This is a genomic window from Clostridium beijerinckii (assembly GCA_003129525.1).
Taxonomy (GTDB): Bacteria; Bacillota; Clostridia; order Clostridiales; family Clostridiaceae; genus Clostridium; species Clostridium beijerinckii_D.
The window spans coordinates 2,236,260-2,255,636 of record CP029329.1 but is presented as its reverse complement, the minus strand read 5'-3'; the positions used below and the strand labels follow the sequence as shown (position 1 = coordinate 2,255,636).

General features: G+C 29.3%; 19 protein-coding genes. 3 read left to right on the top strand and 16 right to left on the bottom strand.

What is annotated here, in order from left to right; genetic code table 11:
- Position 1 precedes the first annotated feature (1 nt).
- From DIC82_09990 to DIC82_09980, 3 genes are all read right to left on the bottom strand, one after another.
- Positions 2–508 carry a metal-binding protein gene (locus DIC82_09990; GenBank protein AWK53064.1) on the bottom strand — a complete coding sequence of 169 codons (507 nt, stop codon included), beginning with the start codon at positions 506–508 and terminating at the stop codon, positions 2–4.
- Positions 509–800: 292 nt separating this feature from the next.
- The gene (locus tag DIC82_09985) at positions 801–2,006 is read right to left on the bottom strand and encodes an acetate kinase (protein ID AWK51336.1); all 1,206 of its coding nucleotides are present in this window, start codon (positions 2,004–2,006) and stop codon (positions 801–803) included.
- Positions 2,007–2,185: 179 nt separating this feature from the next.
- Complete coding sequence (locus DIC82_09980; GenBank protein ID AWK51335.1) at positions 2,186–3,187, bottom strand: phosphate acetyltransferase; 1,002 nt, start codon at positions 3,185–3,187, stop codon at positions 2,186–2,188.
- Between the two features lie 590 nt (positions 3,188–3,777).
- Between DIC82_09980 and DIC82_09975 the strand changes: the two genes are divergently transcribed.
- On the top strand, positions 3,778–4,983 hold the full coding sequence (locus DIC82_09975) for a nucleotidyltransferase (protein AWK51334.1): 1,206 nt from the start codon (positions 3,778–3,780) through the stop codon (positions 4,981–4,983).
- Between the two features lie 66 nt (positions 4,984–5,049).
- Positions 5,050–6,231, top strand: a complete 1,182-nt coding sequence (gene ylbJ, locus DIC82_09970) for a sporulation integral membrane protein YlbJ (GenBank protein ID AWK51333.1) — start codon at positions 5,050–5,052, stop codon at positions 6,229–6,231.
- On the opposite strand, the gene DIC82_09965 is transcribed toward ylbJ, so the two are convergent.
- The 6 genes from DIC82_09965 to DIC82_09940 form a co-directional block, all read right to left on the bottom strand.
- Complete coding sequence (locus tag DIC82_09965) at positions 6,211–6,753, bottom strand: ATPase (GenBank protein AWK51332.1); 543 nt, start codon at positions 6,751–6,753, stop codon at positions 6,211–6,213. The two genes, ylbJ and DIC82_09965, sit on opposite strands and share 21 nt — an antisense overlap.
- Before the next feature lie 11 nt (positions 6,754–6,764).
- A complete protein-coding gene (locus tag DIC82_09960; GenBank protein AWK51331.1) occupies positions 6,765–7,244 on the bottom strand; it encodes a pantetheine-phosphate adenylyltransferase in 480 nt (159 codons plus the stop codon).
- Between the two features lie 3 nt (positions 7,245–7,247).
- Positions 7,248–7,805: a 16S rRNA (guanine(966)-N(2))-methyltransferase RsmD gene (rsmD, locus tag DIC82_09955; protein ID AWK51330.1), complete on the bottom strand. Its 558-nt coding sequence runs from the start codon at positions 7,803–7,805 to the stop codon at positions 7,248–7,250.
- 214 nt (positions 7,806–8,019) lie between these two features.
- Positions 8,020–10,053, bottom strand: a complete 2,034-nt coding sequence (locus DIC82_09950; GenBank protein AWK51329.1) for a DNA helicase RecG — start codon at positions 10,051–10,053, stop codon at positions 8,020–8,022.
- A gap of 299 nt (positions 10,054–10,352) precedes the next feature.
- On the bottom strand, positions 10,353–12,020 hold the full coding sequence (locus tag DIC82_09945; GenBank protein AWK51328.1) for a dihydroxyacetone kinase: 1,668 nt from the start codon (positions 12,018–12,020) through the stop codon (positions 10,353–10,355).
- A gap of 13 nt (positions 12,021–12,033) precedes the next feature.
- Positions 12,034–12,384, bottom strand: coding sequence for an Asp23/Gls24 family envelope stress response protein (locus DIC82_09940; protein AWK51327.1), 351 nt, complete (start codon positions 12,382–12,384; stop codon positions 12,034–12,036).
- A gap of 202 nt (positions 12,385–12,586) precedes the next feature.
- Between DIC82_09940 and rpmB the strand changes: the two genes are divergently transcribed.
- Entirely contained in the window at positions 12,587–12,778 is a 192-nt protein-coding gene (gene rpmB, locus DIC82_09935; protein AWK51326.1) for a 50S ribosomal protein L28, read from the top strand.
- Between the two features lie 100 nt (positions 12,779–12,878).
- Here rpmB and spoVM read toward each other — a convergent pair whose 3' ends face one another.
- The 7 genes from spoVM to DIC82_09900 form a co-directional block, all read right to left on the bottom strand.
- Positions 12,879–12,950, bottom strand: coding sequence for a stage V sporulation protein SpoVM (spoVM, locus tag DIC82_09930; protein ID AWK53063.1), 72 nt, complete (start codon positions 12,948–12,950; stop codon positions 12,879–12,881).
- A 304-nt stretch (positions 12,951–13,254) separates the two neighbouring features.
- Positions 13,255–13,890 carry a thiamine diphosphokinase gene (locus tag DIC82_09925; GenBank protein AWK51325.1) on the bottom strand — a complete coding sequence of 212 codons (636 nt, stop codon included), beginning with the start codon at positions 13,888–13,890 and terminating at the stop codon, positions 13,255–13,257.
- A 4-nt stretch (positions 13,891–13,894) separates the two neighbouring features.
- Positions 13,895–14,539, bottom strand: a complete 645-nt coding sequence (locus tag DIC82_09920) for a ribulose-phosphate 3-epimerase (GenBank protein AWK51324.1) — start codon at positions 14,537–14,539, stop codon at positions 13,895–13,897.
- Positions 14,533–15,405, bottom strand: a complete 873-nt coding sequence (gene rsgA / locus DIC82_09915; GenBank protein AWK51323.1) for a ribosome small subunit-dependent GTPase A — start codon at positions 15,403–15,405, stop codon at positions 14,533–14,535. The genes DIC82_09920 and rsgA overlap by 7 nt, the downstream gene beginning before the upstream one ends.
- Positions 15,406–15,661: 256 nt before the next feature.
- A complete protein-coding gene (gene pknB, locus DIC82_09910; GenBank protein ID AWK51322.1) occupies positions 15,662–17,608 on the bottom strand; it encodes a Stk1 family PASTA domain-containing Ser/Thr kinase in 1,947 nt (648 codons plus the stop codon).
- Between the two features lies 1 nt (position 17,609).
- Positions 17,610–18,329: a Stp1/IreP family PP2C-type Ser/Thr phosphatase gene (locus DIC82_09905; protein AWK51321.1), complete on the bottom strand. Its 720-nt coding sequence runs from the start codon at positions 18,327–18,329 to the stop codon at positions 17,610–17,612.
- 13 nt (positions 18,330–18,342) lie between these two features.
- Positions 18,343–19,377, bottom strand: a complete 1,035-nt coding sequence (locus DIC82_09900) for a 23S rRNA (adenine(2503)-C(2))-methyltransferase RlmN (protein AWK51320.1) — start codon at positions 19,375–19,377, stop codon at positions 18,343–18,345.

Below are 19,377 nucleotides of genomic sequence, written 5' to 3'. Positions count from 1 at the left end.
CTTACACCTCCTTATTGTCAAACAAACCTTTTAGGGCTTCAAAACGTATATCTACGTTTTCTTTATTACAAGAACATTTATTGTAATTTAAATTACATCCACATTCTTGACAAAGTCCCTTACAGTCGTCTTTGCAGACTCTTTGAATCGGGAAAGTTGAAATTATACTAGTTTCAACAATCTCGGTGATGTCTAAAACATCATCCATTACAACAATAGCTTCATCATCTTGTGATTTACTATTAGTTGTAAACCTTTCTTCTATATCAATATCTATTGGATAGATAAAGGTATCTAAGCATCTTGAACATGTCATTTCTAAATCAGCTTTAATTTTAGCATTTACTATCAACATATCACTATCTGATGAAATCACTCCAACAACTTCACAAGAGCCTATAGGTTTAATTATATCTCCTTCAAAGCTGAATTGTGGCATCTCAAATGTGTAATCAATCTTTTTGCTTCTATCTTTACCTGAAATAATATCTAAAATTTGTACTTTCATAAAATTATAGAGTATATTATATAACAAACTTATTGTAAACTATATAACAATCTCCCCTTTTCACTCCTTAGCACATATATTTATAAAACAAACACAACTAATTATATAAATTGAGTACCAAAAAGTCAAGGTATTTATTATAAATTACTTTTCATACATATAAAATAAAATAACAAGTCAAATATTTGATGTATATTTTACATCAAACATGTGGGTATGTTTGGCTTATAGCAATCTATTAGCCAAACATACCCACATAGTATAACACAAACTAGACTAGCATACTGACTTGTTATTTTTTAACTAATTCTAAGGTTTCTCTAGCAATCATTACTTCTTCATTAGTTGGAATTACAAATACTTTTACTTTTGAATTTGGTTTTGAAATTTCCATTCCATCTCCAATATTTTGATTATCATTTTTCTCTACATCTATTTCTATCCCTAAGAACTCCATATCATTTAAAACTCTTATTCTAATTTCTGGAGCATGTTCTCCAAGTCCTGCAGTAAATACAATTCCGTCCACTCCGCCCATTGCTGCTGCATAAGCACCAATTTGCTTTTTGATTTGGTATCCATAAATGTCCATAACAAGTACTGCTTTAGGATCATTTCTTTCTTCAACAGCACTTCTTATATCTCTAAAGTCTGTTCCAAGATTAGCTATTCCTAAGCATCCTGATTCTTTATTTAAAATCTTATCTACTTCTGTTGCAGAATATCCTTTTTCTGTCATCAAATAAGTAACTATTGATGGATCTATGCTTCCACATCTTGACCCCATCATTATACCATCTAACGGAGTGAATCCCATTGTTGTATCAACTGACTTACCCCCTTGAACAGCAGTAACACTTACTCCATTACCTATATGACAAGTGATAATCTTTAAATCTTTAATATCCTTGTTCATACATTCAGCAACTTTACCAGCTACATACTTATGTGATGTTCCATGGAATCCATATCTTCTTATATGATCTTCTTCATATAATTTATATGGTACTGGATACATAAATGCTTTTTGAGACATTGTTTGATGAAATGCTGTATCAAATACTGCAACCATTGGCGTATTTGCCATAATCATTTGACAAGCCTTTATTCCAGTTATGTTTGCTGGATTGTGAAGTGGTGCAAGTTTTGAAAGATCTTGAAGATTTTTAAGAACTTCTTCATCAATTATTACTGAAGCTGCATATTTTTCTCCACCATGAACAACTCTATGTCCAACTGACGATATTTCATCCATTGATTTAATTACACCATGTGTTTCATCAACTAAGCTTTTTAATACAAGTTCAATTGCAACTTGATGATCTTTCATAGGTGTTTCAATAATATATTTATTTTTGCCTTCAACCTTTTGTGTTAAGATTGACCCATCCATTCCAATTCTTTCTACAAGGCCTTGTGCTAAAGCTTCCTCATTAGACATATCAATAAGTTGATACTTTAATGAAGAGCTTCCACAATTTATAACTAATACTTTCATGATTTTTCCTCCCTTATTATTCTTCAATCTAATTATTTCATTTAAATTTATGAGAACATATTATCTTATAGCTAACATCGGTTACACTATCACTTCTTGTAAGCTTCAGATGAAGAAGAAATTATATTCATATTAATAAAACTCCATCTGAAACTAATATTCACTTTATAATTCAGATACTACTTATTAGTTTGTGCTTGAACTGCTGTTAATGCAACAACATTTACGATATCATCTGAACTACATCCTCTTGATAAGTCATTTATTGGTTTTGCAAAACCTTGACAAACTGGTCCAATAGCATCTGCATTAGCAAATCTTTGAACTAGTTTATATCCTATATTACCTGCTTGTAAATCTGGGAATACCAAAACATTAGCTCTTCCTGCAACCTTGCTATTTGGTGCTTTTTGATCTGCAACCTTTTTAACTATAGCTGCATCTAACTGTAATTCTCCGTCTATATCTAAATCAGGTCTTAGTTCTTTTGCTTTTTGTGTTGCGTTTCTAACTTTATCTACTAATTCATTATCAGCACTTCCCATAGTAGAGAACGATAACATTGCTACTTTAGGCTCCATTTTACACAAAGTTTTAGCTGTTTCTGCTGTTGCAATTGCAATTGCAGCTAGTTGATCCTCATTAGGGTTTGGGTTAACTGCACAGTCTCCAAATAGCAATAGTCCCTCTTCTCCATAATTTGATCCTGGAACTTGCATTATAAAAAAGCTTGAAACAACAGATACGCCTGGTGCTGTCTTTATTATTTGTAATCCTGGTCTTAATAAGTCTCCAGTAGTATGAACAGCTCCTGATACCATTCCATCCGCATCGTCTAACTTAACCATCATTGTTCCAAAATATAGAGGATCCCTCACTATTTTGTCTGCCTTCTCCATTGTCATACCTTTTTTCTTTCTAAGATCGTAAAAGGCTGTAATATATTTATTTAAGTTATCCGCTTCATTTGGATCTATTATTTCAACTCCTGATAAATCTACATCCAAATCTTTCGACTTATTCATTATTTCTTCTTTATTACCAACTAAAATTGGATACGCTAATCCTAATTTGTGTATTTTTTCTGCTGCTGCAATAGTTCTTTCTTCATTACCTTCTGGAAGAACAATTTTCTTTTTATTTGCTTGTGCATCAGTCCATATTTTTTTCATAAGATCCATATATGTTTTCTCCCCTCTGTATTCTATCTCTAATACTACTATACTCCTAAATCAGTGATTTTTTCAACATAAATTAACTATAAAATAGAAGTCTTTAGATTGGCAATAATCTAAATTGTCTGATAACTGGATTGTAAAATAACAATATAGTAAAAGTATTTTTTTTAACAATTGTATTTTGTATGAAATTACTTTTTAATTCATTAGTAAATATCACTATATGTTCTATCTTTTAAGTAATGTATATATATCAAAAATTTTAATATACTCTAACATATTTTTAACTCTGAACAATTTAAAAGCACATAATCTTAATATAAATACAATATATGCTAATTTCTTTCCAAAAACTCCATTCATATAAAACTTATTGTTTTCATAATATTTCGAATATTCCTGAAATTCCTCCTTAATATAGCAATACCATTAAAGTATATTTTTTAACAATTATTTTGTAAGCATTTTAATTACTTCTCTTTGCAAATATATTATATATGCTATACTAACTTTAGGTGCCAAGTTACTTGAAAATAATGTAACTTATAAATTATAATTTATAAGTTGGATTTTTTATTTTTATTAAAAAGGAGATGATTATAATAATTACAGGAATAATTACAGAATACAATCCTTTTCACAAAGGGCATGAATATCATCTTCAAAATGCAAAATACCATACAAATGCAGAGGGTATAGTTTGTATCATGAGTGGAAATTTTATGCAAAGAGGAATACCTGCAATTGTAGATAAGTGGAAAAGAGCAGAAATGGCTATTAAAAATGGAGTTGATTTGGTTTTAGAATTACCCCTAGTTTATTCAATATCTTCTGCAGAACATTTTGCTTTTGGAAGTGTATCTCTTCTTAATTCTTTAGGTATAGTGGACCATCTATACTTCGGAAGTGAAGAAGGAAATATAGATACATTAGATGATATAGCGAAAGTTCTAGTTTCTGAGCCTTATGAATATAAAAGTCGTTTGAAAAATAATTTGAATTTAGGCTTACCTTTCCACTTAAGCCGTGCAAATGCTCTTAATGATTATTTAAATTGTAATGATGTTTTTAATGTATTATCTAATTCCAATAATATTTTAGGCATTGAATACATAAAAGCTTTAAGAACGTTAAATAGTTTAATAATACCTAAAACATTAAAAAGAGAAGGTTCATCTTACAACAATAGTAATTTAGATTCACTTTTTTCTTCTGCTACTTCCATAAGAAAACACCTTAGGGAAAATTCACTAAGTGAATTAATTAATGTTCTCCCACAAGTTAGTTACGATATTTTATATGATTTATCTTGTTCAGGTTATCCATTTACTTTTGAAGAGGATATGTTTAAATATATTAAATATAAATTCCTCACAAACGAAAAATCTCTTTTAAAATTGCCTGATATTTCAGAGGGCTTAGAAAACAGAATATTAAAAGAAATTTTAAATTCAAATTCTTTAAATGAATTAATCCTAAATTCTAAGAGTAAAAGATATACTTATACTAGAATTAACAGAATACTTGCTCAAAGTTTTTTGAATCTTGAAGACTTTGATTTATTTAACTTATCTAAAATGCCTGCGCCTTATGCAAGGGTTCTTGGTTTTAATTCTACGGGACGTAATATGCTAAAGAATATAAAATCTAAAGATAATATTAATGTGATAACTAAAGTTCCAAAAAATAATTTATGTGACCATATGAAAATTGATATTTTAGGTACTAAGGCATATTCTCTTTTAAATTCAAAAATACATCCTATGGAAGATTATTTAAAAGGTCCTATTATAATATAGTAATATTTTACATAACCATAAGAATATACATAATCATGAATACGAAATAAAGATTGGAGTGATTTTATGCTATATGTTGTTATCTTATGGTTTTTAATTATAAGCTTAATTGTTATTTTAATTAAGCAACTTAATATAAAAAAAAATATTATTATTTGCATATTTATTTCCATATTAATAATTCTTTTTATATTAAATATAAAACAATGTATTTCTGCTGCCATTGATGGATGTGAATTATGGTATAAATCCATATTACCAACAACATTTCCCTTTATAGTTATTTGTAATTTATTAATATATTATGATGGAATAACCCTTTATTCCAAATTTCTTGGCCCTTTAATTTGCAAACCTTTAGGACTTTCTAAGAATTGTTCTTTTCCTATTGTAGCCAGCATTTTATGTGGATATCCTTTAGGTGCAAAGTACTGTGTTGATTTATATTCTATGGAATATATTGAAAAAAGTGAGTATGAGAGGCTTTTAAATATAGCTTCTAATGTCGGTCCATTATTTTTAATCGGTTCTGTTGCTGGGACTTTACTCGGGAATCTAGCTTTAGGTTATATTTTGCTTATTGGAAATTACTCATCACTCATATTCATAGGATTTATAACAAAAAAAAAGAGAACCCCAATCAAAGTAAGTTCTCTGTCTCGTCCTAAATATGAAATTATAAATTTTGGTTCCGCAATAAAAAATGCAGTTCAAAATGGAATAAACACCGCCTTATCTATTGGTGGTTTTATTGTAATCTTTTCTGTTTTAATAACTCTAATTAAAAATAATGTTTATTTTTATATTATGTTTGAACAATTGGAGAATTTTTTTAGCTTACCTGTTGGGACTTTATACTTTTTATTTTTAGGAAGTATAGAAATGACAAATGGATGTAGTCTAATATCTACGCTTTCTCTTCCACTTCCACTTAAATTAAGTATGATAAGCTTCTTATGTTCATTTTCAGGTCTAGCTGTAATTGCACAAGTCAGCTCCTTTGTCAGCGATACTAAAATTCATTATAGTAAATATATTTTTTTAAAGCTAATCCAAGGAATATTTAGTTTTATTATAACTTATATATTGTTACAAATTTTACCTACAAGTATATACACATCTAATCTTGGAATAAATTCTTCTATGAGTGAATATACACATTTTTATCCAATGTTGGTACTATTTTTATTAACATTTTTATTATATATACTTAATAAGGCTTCTAAATTATTTTTTCATGCTACGTAATTCTTTAACATTATCTTTTATAACATCACATGCACCAGTTAAACTTGTATCTATGTTCTTTGCAACTGATTCAAAACTAGTTTGGAGGCTTTTTATTAATTTTATTTTTTGATCTTCTATTTCTTTATCTAATTGAGTTAATATTTCATCAGAATAATCTCTAGAGCCTAGTCTTATAGCCTTAGCATCTCGTTGTGCTGAGTTTATAATTTCTTCAGCTCTTATTTTTGCTTCCTTTACAATATCATGTTTTTCAACATTTTGCTTCATCATTGTCATAGTATCTTTTCTAACAGAATCATATTCTTTTTTAGCTTCATTTAATATTCGTTCTCTCTCATTCATAACCCATTCAGCTTTTTTAAATTGATCTGGCATATAATTAATTATTTGATCAATAACTTCAATAATTTCTTTTTTATCAATCATAACCTTACCACTCATTGGCACCTTTGATGAATTTTCCACCAAGTCTTGTAAATATTCTAATAATTCTATAATATTTACATCCATCTTTTCCATAAAAACACTCCTTAGATATTTATTCTAGATATTATATCCGATACAACTTCATTCGGAACAAGCCTCTCAATATTCCCTCCAAATTTAGCTACTTGCTTAACATTTGACGAACTTATATGTAGATTTTCAGAAGATGACATCATACATATAGTTTCAATATTGCGATCTAATTCATTATTCATAAATGCCATTTGTAACTCATATTCAAAATCAAAAGTCGTTCTTAATCCCTTTAAAATTATATTAGTATTACATTCTTTCAGAAAGTTTACTAAAAGCCCATTAAAACTTCTAACTTCGACATTTTCTATATCTCTTGTCACTTTCTTTATTAATTCAACTCTTTCATCAACTTCAAAAAGACACTTTTTATCCACATTAACTAATACTGCTACTATAATTTTATCAAAAGCCTTTGCCCCTCGTTTTATAATATCAAGATGTCCATTAGTTATAGGATCAAAGCTTCCTGGATATACTGCAATTTTCATTGTTTATTTCTCCTCATACTTATAATAACATACAGTTGTATTTCCATACCTTTTGCTCTTAATTAACTTTATGTCCTCATATCCTTCATAAATTGTTTCAATACTATCTATTTTAGTAACTATTATTCCATCGTTCTTTAACAATTGGTATTCCTTAACTATTTTCATAGCTTCTGGAATCATTTCTTTACAATAAGGTGGATCTATAAATATTATATCAAATCTTTTCCCCTTACTTGCTAATTGTTTAAGGCCTGCATATGCATCAGTATTTATTGGAAAACAAAAATCTTGAAATTTAAGATTTTCAACATTTTGCTTTAATAATGGAAATGTTTCTGAACTCTTATCAAATAAGTAAACCTCGCTTGCTCCTCTGCTTGCAGATTCCAATCCCAAACTTCCTGTTCCTGAAAAAACATCTACAACCACCGCCTCTGGTATATATGGCTGAATTGTGCTAAACATAGCTTCCTTAACTCTATCTAATGTAGGTCTAGTTTCCATTGTCGCTGGAGGTATTAATTTATGTCCTCTTGCTTTTCCTGCTATTATCCTCAAAATTTTATTCCTCCTTAAAGTATATAATAGAAAATAACGAGTCAAAGATGCCATGTATATTTTGCGTTAGACAAGAAGTAATGTTTGTCTTATAGTGGGCCTATTAGGCAAACATGGCAACATAGTTTGACACGAAATATACTAGCATACTGACTTGTTATTCTTTTCTAATGTGCTAATGATATATTAACACAACTATGCATAATATTTCAATTTAATTGAAGCAAATATATTTACTGCTTTTTTCTAAGTTTTTGGTGATTTCATTTATTATTTCTCTATTTAAATCACATTCATTTTGCAACATATTATTTGCCTCTAGTTTAGCACATCTTAATATTTTTATATCATCATAAAGATTTGCAAGTATAAATCCTTCATCTCCACTTTGTTTTCTGCCAAACATTTCTCCTGCACCTCTAAGTTCCAAATCTTTTTCTGATATTAAAAAACCATCACTACATTCTGTCATTATTTGCATCCTCTTTTTAGTTGTATTGCTTTTAGCTTTTGCTATTAATATGCAATAAGATGAATATGCTCCACGTCCAACTCGCCCTCTTAATTGATGAAGCTGAGAAAGACCAAATCTTTCTGCATTTTCAACGATCATAACTGAAGCATTAGGAACATTGACACCAACTTCAATTACAGTAGTTGAAATTAAAACATTAAAATCATTATTTTTAAATCTCTTTATTATTTCATCTTTTTCAGAGCCTTTCATTTTTCCATGAAGAATTTCAACTTTTAAATCTTTAAAAATTCCAGTTGTAAGTCTATTATATACAGTTTCAACTGAACTTAATTCTTCCTTTTCATCTTCTTCGATAAGCGGACAAACAATATATACTTGTCTTCCATTTTTTATTTCATTATACGCCAAATCATAACCTATATCTCTTTGAGCTTCTACATAAAATCTAGTATCTATTTTCTTTCTACCTGGAGGTAATTCATCAATTATAGATACATCCAAATCTGAATAAAGGTATAAAGCTAAAGTTCTAGGAATCGGCGTAGCTGTCATAACTAAACAATCTGCTCTTTTCCCTTTATTTATAAGCCTGCTTCTTTGCTCCACACCAAATCTATGTTGTTCATCAGTTACTATTAGTCCTAATTTTCTAAATTCTACATCATCTTGGAAAAGTGCATGAGTTCCTATTACCAAAATAGGTTCTAACGTTTTAATTCTCTCTTTGATTCTTTGCTTTTCCTTTAAAGTAGTTGATCCTGTTAATAATTCTATTTCTATATTAAAATCTTCAAAAATCTTTTTAGATTCTTCAAAATGTTGACTTGCAAGAATTTCTGTTGGAGCCATAAAAGCACATTGGTATCCATTCTTAATAACATTAAAAATAGCTATTAGAGCAACTATGGTTTTTCCACTTCCAACATCACCTTGAATTAATCTATTCATAGAAAAATTTGATTTTTGGTCTCTTAAAATTTCACGTACAACTCTAGTTTGCGCGTTTGTGAGTGGGAATGGTAATTTTTCTTTAAAATCACTAAATTCATCTACCCATTCAAAAAATATTCCGTTTGTATTTTTTTTAAGCTTATACTTTAGAAGCAATAATTTTAATGAATATGTAAATAATTCTTGAAACTTTAGTCTTATTTTTGCTTTTTCTAGTATCTCCTTATTGTCTGGGAAATGTATGCTTCTTATAGCATCATTTAAAGATAGTAAAGAATATTTATCTACTATTTCCTTAGATAAATTTTCTTTAACTTCCATATTCGATAAGATCTCATTAGTTAGCTTTTCAAATAATTTATTACTTATGTCTCCCTTTAAAGGATACTTAGGTAAGATTTCGCTGCAAAGTGCTTCTTCACAAGTAATAACAGGATTAACTACTTCTAACGTATTACCTATTCTTTTAAACTTACCCATTAAATTATATATTCTACCTAACCTAAAAGAATTTCTTATATATCTTTGATTAAACCACTTAGCAGATACCGTATGTCCATCATAATTAAATTCTATTGTTGTGATCACTTTACCAGTTTTTGTTTTAATGTCACTTCTAAATCTAACAACTTCACATTTTAATATTTGCTTATCTTCTCCAGTAATACTTTCAAACTGTGCATTCCCATCTACAAATTCATAATCTCTTGGGAAATATAATAAAATATCCAATATATTAAAAATTCCACATCTATTTAATTTTTCAGTAGCTTTTGGACCTACTCCTTTTAAAGCAGAAATATTACTATATATATCCAACGTTCTGCCTCCTTCCAACTAATAAACATTTATCTCAATAGTCTAATTCATTCTATATTTAAGTGCCACTAACACACTTTCCTCTTTAGACCCATATTAAAACTAAAAACTTTAATGCACAATGTACAGCTTACAATGCACAATTAAAGATTTCTAAAAATACTATCTTTATAAAATAGTATTTAATTCATTAATTGTGAATTGTTCATTGTGCATTGTGCATTAATTTAAATTTTATAAATAAACAATTTCAAAATATTTAGTTCAAGCTATTTATTTTGAAACAGTTTATTATTGTCTTATTCTACTGACATTAAAAAATAGTAAAGGGGTTGATTTCCCTTATAGAATTGAACATCTAGCTTTTCATATTTGCCTTGTAACTCGAGTTCAAATTCATTAGCTTCCTCATCTGTTACTTCTTCACCATAATACACAGTAATGAGTTCACTCTCATCATCTATCATGTCCTCTAGGACTTTCATTGCAACAATTTTCTTATCTTCGCCAACTTCTTTTATCTTACCTTCTACGAGCCCTAGCATATTTCCTTCTTTAATGTCAATTCCATCAATTTCAGTATCGCGAACTGCATAAGTTACCGAACCAGTTTTCAAGTCTTCAATGGTAACTTTTAAATTATTAAAATTATCCTCAACCTCAGAATCAATATTAAACATAGTCGCACATGCTATTCCTTGAGGAATAGTTGTTGTAGGTACAACAAGTATATCTTTTGCTGATATTTCTGCTGCTTGATTAGCTGACATAATTATATTTTTATTATTCGGCATAATAAAAATATGATCAGCATTTATCTTGTTAACAGCATCCAAAATATCTTGAGTAGATGGATTCATTGTTTGACCACCTTCAATAACATAATCTATACCTAAGTCTTTAAATATGTTTGAAATTCCATCTCCCATGGCTACTGTTATAATTCCATATTTTTTCTTTTCATCTTCTATATCCTCATCTTGGGTTTTAGAACTATTTTCTTCTATATTATAACCATTTAATGCTTTATCCTTAGCATTAATTATAAGTTCTCTGTGTTCTTCTCTCATATTATCAATTTTAATTTTTGATAGTTCTCCAATAGCTACTGCCTTTGATAATACTAATCCAGGATTATTCGTATGTATATGAACCTTAATAACATCATCATATCCAACAACAATCATAGAATCTCCCAGAGGTTCTATTTCATTTTGGAAGCTTTTTGCATATTTTGCATCTCCAAGAATTATAAATTCGGTGCAATAACCAAACTTAATATCTATTTCTTCAATAGAGCTAACTACAGTATTCCCTGGTGTACCTATTGTTATATCCTTTATTTCCGCTTTAATTCCGTCCTTCAAAGCTTCAAACATGCCTTTAATTATAATATAAAGTCCCATACCACCTGAATCAACTACCTTAGCCTTTTTTAGTGCTGGTAACAATTCTGGAGTTCTGTCTAACATATCTTTTGCTTTAATTGTTACTTCTTCCATAAAACTCACTATATCTTTTGCATCAGAGGCTATTGCCGCCTCTGATGCTGCTCTAATTACAGAAAGTATAGTTCCTTCCGTTGGTCTCATAACTGCCTTATATGCTGACTTTGACCCTTCGAAAAAACCAATTGCAAACTCAGTAACATCTACTTCTTTTTTTCCTTCTAATCCTTTAGAAATCCCTCTAAGTATTTGAGATAATATAACTCCTGAGTTACCTCTAGCACCCATCAATGCACCTTTGGCTAACTTTTTAGATATCTCTCCTATAGAATCAGTATTTATATTTTCTATTTCTTTAATTGCTGCTTTAAATGTCATCGACATATTAGTTCCAGTATCTCCGTCAGGAACTGGGAATACATTTAGTGCATTAACAAAATCACTTTGTTCTAATAATCTATTACTAGCATTAACAACCATGTTATAAAAATCATGGCCATTGATTTTTGTATATTCCATTCAGTTTAACCTCCTAAACTCTAACCGCTTGCACATTCACTGTTATAGATGAAACCTTAAGACCTGTATAATTTTCAACACTATAACGTACCTTTTGAATTATATTATTAGATATAACAGATATTTTTGTTCCGTATTCAACCATTACAAACAATTCTATTTGTAATTTATTTTCATTTATCAATTGTAATTTTACACCTTTGCTTAAATTTTCTATACCCATAAGCTCCCAAAGTCCTTCGCTAGCATTTTTTGAAACCATACCAACTACTCCATAGCATTCCATTGTAGATAATCCAACAATCTTAGCTAAAACTTCTTCTGAATAATTTATACTACCATTTTCATTTGAAAATCCAATCATTCATATTCCTCCTAAATCTTATATCCTATATATATTTTATATTAGAACAATATTTTATTCAAGTATTCAACAATATATATTATAAACTAAGGCTACAAAATAAAATATAATATTTTATCTTGCCTATTATATTTTCCTATGGTATAATTTAGTCTGTCCTATTGAAGATGATTATCTTTGCAATATAAGGAGGTGTTTTCTAATGGCAAGAAGATGCGAAATTTGTGATAAGGGTGTTGTAGCAGGTGTACAATACAGCCATTCACATCGTCAATCAAAGAGAACTTGGGCTCCTAACATAAAGAAAGTAAAAGCTTTAGTTAACGGAACACCAAGAACTGTTCATGTATGTACAAGATGCCTTAGATCTGGAAAGGTTCAAAGAGCAATATAGTTCATAATAAAAAATGCAATTGTTATCTCAATTGCATTTTTTGTTTTTTAGAGTTATTTAGGCACCTTAAAAAATAATAAAATACGCCTTTATGTATACTCTAGTTTTTTTTTCTAAAAAATCTTATTATATTTGATAGAAACTTTGGTAATTTGAAAGCTATTATTTTCATAACTATCCCCCTCTAAATATTAATAATGTAAAACACCTATCTTAGAATTAATTTCATCTTGTTATATTAATATTCATCTACTCCTAAAAATGTTCCAACTTTCGTTCCTGTAAAAAAAATAACTTTTAATGATAACCTATATACTAGTATATAAAAAAATAACAAGGAAGCATATTTCCTTTATAAATGAAACATACTTCCTTGTCTGATATGACGTTAAAAGGCACCTTACCACTCTCTAGGGCAGAATGTATCACCCAAGTGGTATATAATATCCTCGACTTATTATTTTCTTTAATATGCCTTAATCGATGGAGTGAAGAATTAATAATTCTCCTTCTTCAAAGCTAATTTCTATTGGCGTATCAACAAATTCATTACATATAGCTCTTGGATCTAGCAAACTTATATCGCAAGTCTCTAAATTGTATTTAGCACCTATAATTTTAAAGCTCTTAACTTTATCACATAGTGCATGAAAAGATATGTTTTCACCATATTTTCCAAACAGCTTCATTTTCTTTTCTCCTAGATAAAGTCTATTATTATCATCAATTATTTCTAAAGTTGCTCCTCTTTTTTTAGTAGTTAAAAGAAGCCCTATATTTCCTAACGTATGATCCATTCTAGATCCAGTTGCTCCAAATAAATATATTTTTTTTGCTCCTCTTTTAATAGCTTCTATTATTGCAATTTCAGTATCTGTATAGTCCTTTTCTGGTGGAAACTCTAAAACTTCTTTTATTTCTAATTTTACAGTATCTAAAATTTCTTTTTTAACAGAATCAAAATCTCCAAGGAGCAAATCTGGAATAATACCATAATTATAGAGACATTCACTTCCCCTATCAGCAGCTATTATAAAATCTACTTTATTAAGATAACCCATTAACAATTTTTCCGAAGGTGCTGTGCCCCCACTTACAATCGCCACATTCAAAGTATTACCCCCTCAAAGCTTTTATGTTATCACTGATTTCTCCCCCATTGAATACAGCAGAACCTGCAACAATTACATTAGCACCAGCTTCTATTACTTCTTTAACATTAGTTTTATCTACTCCTCCATCAACTTCTATTAATAGTGATGGGTTAACTTTATTGCTAATCTCTTTTATTTCTCTAATTTTATCTAGACAATATGGTATAAATTTTTGTCCTCCATAGCCTGGATTTACAGACATTATTAAAACCATATCTAAATTTACTATTAAATCCTTTAATACGCTTGTTGGAGTTCCTGGATTCAATGAAATTGCGGCTTTTTTACCTTTTGACTTAATATAATTAATTGTTCTATCTATATGTTTATCTGCTTCATAATGAACCGTAATTATATCAGCTCCAACTTCTATAAAATCATCTATGTAATTTGATGGATTGTTTATCATTAAATGTACATCAAATACCTTATCTGTTCTATTTCGTATTGATTTTATCACTGGTAATCCAAAAGATATATTAGGTACAAAAGATCCATCCATTACATCTATATGTATAAAATCTGCCCCCCCCTTATCTATTCTTTCTATGTCCTCTCCTAATTTTGAAAAATCTGCTGATAATATTGATGGTGCAATCTTTACCATTTGTTTTTTTCCTCCTTTATTATTTCTTCTAATGTTTTTATATAAAAATTATATCTATACTTATTAACTTCTTCATTATCCATTGCCTCTTTTACAGCACAACTTGGTTCTTTATAATGTAAACATCCTCTATATTTACATTTATCATTATACTCAGTAAATTCAGGAAAACAATATTTAAGAGAATCTTTATCCATTAAATCTTTTATTTCCAGTGTAGAAAATCCTGGTGTATCAACAATATATCCACCCGAAACTTCTATAAGTTCGCTATGTCTTGTGGTATGCTTACCTCTTCCAATCTTTTCACTAACAACTCCAGTCTCCATATGTGCCTTATTAGAGAGCTTATTAATTAGTGTAGATTTCCCTGCTCCAGATGGACCGCAGAAAACTGTGATATTTCCTTTAATTTTTTCTTCTAATCTCTCTATTCCAAGTCCTTCTTTTGCATTTATATAAAGAACTTCATATCCTATATCATTTATTTTCTTTTTTATTTCATCTCTTTCTTCCTCTGAAACTAAATCTATTTTATTTAAGCAAACTATAACTTCAATATTATTATACTCACATAAAATTAAAAATTTGTTTAATAAATCAAAATTTATATCCGGATTCTTAACTGCAAAAACAATAAATGCTAGTGAAACATTTGCAACAGTCGGTCTACTTAATTTGGATTTTCGCTCATGTATTTCTTCAATAACACCTTTTCCATTTTCTATTTTTATAGTAACATTATCGCCCACCATAGGTGTTATATCCTTGTGTCTAAATATACCTCTAGCTTTGCATTCTATTAAACCTTCTTCTGTCTTAATATAATAGAAGCCTCCAATGCCTTTTATTATCTTACCATTCATATTTCCCCTCCATTATTTCACAATTTAACTTTACATATTTTATTTAACAACAACTTGAATATATTATCTACTAATATTTACAATTATTAATTGTTTTACACTTTATTATATTTAATCTTTTCTGATTCTATACAGCTACAAAAATAAGGAGAGGGTTTTCACCAACCTCTCCTCATATTTTTCTTATTAATAGTTCTTCAAAAAGTGATAACTCTAGCTAAGTTTTACTTTATTTTGTGAAGTACTTCTTTAATTATTAGTTCTTAGTTGTAGTATCCCAAGGACCTGTAGATGTACTTGGCGTTGTTCCTGGACCCGGAGTTGTACCTGTGCTTGGAGTTGTTCCTGTACTCGGAGTTGTTCCTGTACTTGGCGTTTTCCCTGTGTTTGGGGTTGTTCCTGTACCTGGAGTTGTTCCTGTGCCTGGAGTTGTTCCTGGATTTTCGCCAGTATTTCCAGGATTAGTTGTTTGATGTTCCTCTTGTTTTGCAACATATTTTCCTACTACTATTTTAACGGTAGTTTGTTGTTCTACTTTTTTACCATCTTCAATAGATTGGCTTATAACTTTAGCATTTTCGCTCTCATTTTGAGTTTCTTTTTCCTCAATAGACACCTTTAATCTAGCATCATTTAATTTACTCTTAGCTGCTTCTGCATCTAAGCTTATTACGTTAGGCACTGTTGTAAGTCTAACTTCTGGTCCTTTACTTACCACAACTGTTATTTTATCACCTGAGGATACTTCTGTATCCTTTTTAGGATTTTGACTTATTATTTGGCCATTTGGTACATTATCATCAAATTGTTCATTGGTACTAGTGATTTCAAGACCTAACGACTTTAAAATAGTTTTTGCATTATCTATATCATAATCCTCTAAATCAGGCATTTTAAGTTTTGTTTTCCCTTCACTTACAATAACCCTGATTTGGCTCTTTTCTTTAACCATACTTCCCGCGTCTGTATTCATTTTAATAATTGTTCCTTCTGGCTCGTCACTAGATTCTGTTCCGCCTTCTACTAAAACTAAATTTAAGCCTTCAAGTTGTTTTTTTGCATCATCTACATTTTTCCCAACTATATTAGGTACTTCAACTTCTTTATTACTAGTAGTAATAGAATTAGTTAACTTAAATGCTCCAACACCTAAAACTAATAATAATACTACTAAAGCTACACCTACTGCAATTTTCACTATTTTGCTTTTATTTATTCCACCTATTGCTTCGTCCTCATCATCATCATAATAATCATCATCGTCTTCATAATCTTCATTATTTTTTTTATTTTTTTGCTCTTCTTGCTTTATTATTTGTTCAGTTACAGCTGACATTATTATGGTATGATCATTATCTTCTTCACTTTTATCTATACGTGCATTAGGATTATCCTTAATCTTTTGAAGATCTGTAATCATTTCTTTAGCACTTTGATATCTTTTTATTGGTTCTTTTTCCATTGCTTTTAGAATTAATTGATTTAAGCTATCTGGAACCTTTGAATTAAGATTTTTTGGTGGTACAACCTCTTCTTGGAGATGTTTTAATACTATAGTCACAGCAGTATCAGCTTGAAATGGAAGATTTCCTGTAACCATTTCATACAACACAACTCCTAATGAATATAAATCTGTTCTACAATCAATAAAACTTCCCTTAGCTTGTTCTGGTGAAAGATAATGAGCTGACCCCATTATTGTGCTGGTATTTGTGATAGTCTCTGAAGTTGTTGATTTTGCTATTCCGAAATCAGTTACTTTCATAATTCCATCTTCTGTTACTAAAATGTTTTGTGGTTTGATATCTCTATGAATTATATTATTTCTATGCGCACAATCTAAAGCCCTAGCTATTTGAATAGCAACAGAAATAGCTGTTTCATAGTTCATCTTTCCTACTTGTTTTATAATGTCCTTTAGAGTTTTACCCTTAACATATTCCATTACAATATAATTTATATCATCTTGAGAGCCTACATCAAGTATATTTACTATATTGTTGTCAGATAAAGTTGCAATGGCAGTTGCTTCTACTTTGAATTTCTTAACAATGTCAGTATTATCACTAAATTGTTTTTTAAGAATTTTAACGGCAACAAACCTATTTAGTTTATTACATCTTGCTTTAAATACTTCCGACATTCCACCTTCGCCAATTTTCTCAAGCAACTCATATCTATTTCCAAGTACAATTCCTTCCATATTATATCTCTCCTCCAAACAACAATACTGTTATATTATCCCTGCCACCATTATCTTTTGCCAAGTGTACCAACTTGTTTGCCATAATTATATAATCTTCTTCTTCAGTGACAACTTTTAGAATCTCATCTTTTGTTAATTCATTTGTAAGTCCATCTGAGCACAATATATATAAGTCATATTCATCTTTTTCTAATTGGAATATATCTACATTCACAGTACTGTTAGTTCCTAAAGCTCTTGTAATAATATTCTTCTTCGGATGATTTTCCGCTTCTTTTTCACTTATATTTCCACTATCAACAAGTTCTTGTACTAAAGAATGATCTTTAGTAATCTTTATAATTTCATTGTTTTTTATTGCAAAACAGCAGCTATCACCTACATTTGCAACATGTATAAACTTTTTAGTCATAAAACAAGCTGTGACAGTAGTTCCCATTCCACTTAAATTTTCATTAGTATTAGAAAAATTAAATATATCTCTATTCACTTTATTAATAGCTTCATTAATTAAATTTTCTACTTTACAAAAAGAAAATTTTTCATTTACATAACTAACAATTTGCTCTGCAGCCATTTTGCTTGCAACTTCACCTGCATTATGTCCACCCATTCCATCTGCTACTACATATATTTTAAATTCTTCTTTTTCTAAATAAGAAGCAAAATCTTCATTTAACGTCCGCTTTAATCCTACATCACTAACTAAGCCTACCATTTCATTCTCCCCTCTATATTTCTTGGGTTTCTATGTAACTTCTTCTAAGTTGTCCACATGCTGCATTAATGTCACTTCCCATTTCTCTTCTTGTAGTAACTTCTATCCCATAAGTTTTCAATATTTCAGAAAAATCGTCTATCGCTTTTTTTGAAGATCTTTTATAAGTGTTTTCTTTTATTTCATTTATAGGGATTAAATTTACATGGCAAAGCATTCCTTTTAATAATTTCCCTAACGCTTTCGCATCTTCTTTGCCATCATTTATTTCTTTTACTAATGCATATTCAAATGTAATTCTTCTGTTAGTTTTATTAATATAATACTTGCATGCTTCTAATATTTCATCAATACTATATTTATTTGCTATGGGCATAATCTCTTTTCTTTTTTCATCACTAAATGCATGTAATGAAATTGCAAGAGTTATGCTAAATTCTTTATCTGCTAATTCATATATCTTTGGTACAATCCCACAAGTAGATAAGGTTATATGTCTTTGCCCAATATTTAATCCATATTCTGCTGAAACAACTTCTAAAAATTTCACAACATTATCATAATTATCTAATGGCTCTCCACTTCCCATAAGTACTATATTGGATATTCTTTCATTAATGTAGTTTTGAACTGCAAGAACTTGTGACAAAATTTCTCCAGTCGTTAAATTTCTAACGCGCCCTTCAATAGTAGATGCACAGAATTTACAGCCCATTCTACAACCAATTTGAGTTGATATACATATAGAATTACCATGTTTATATCTCATAAGTACAGATTCTATTAAATTTCCATCTTCAAATCCAAATAAAAATTTTTCTGTCCCATCAATATCAGATTTATAAACCTCTATTACCTTAGGTAATTTAATTGTAAAGTTTTCTTTTAATTTAGCTATTAATGATTTAGGTATATTCTTCATATCATCAAATTCATTAATATTCTTATAAATCCATGATAATATTTGCTTACCTCTAAATGTACTTTCACCATTTTCATTCATCCATACTTTAAGTTCATCTAAAGTATAATCTAGTAAATTGTTCAT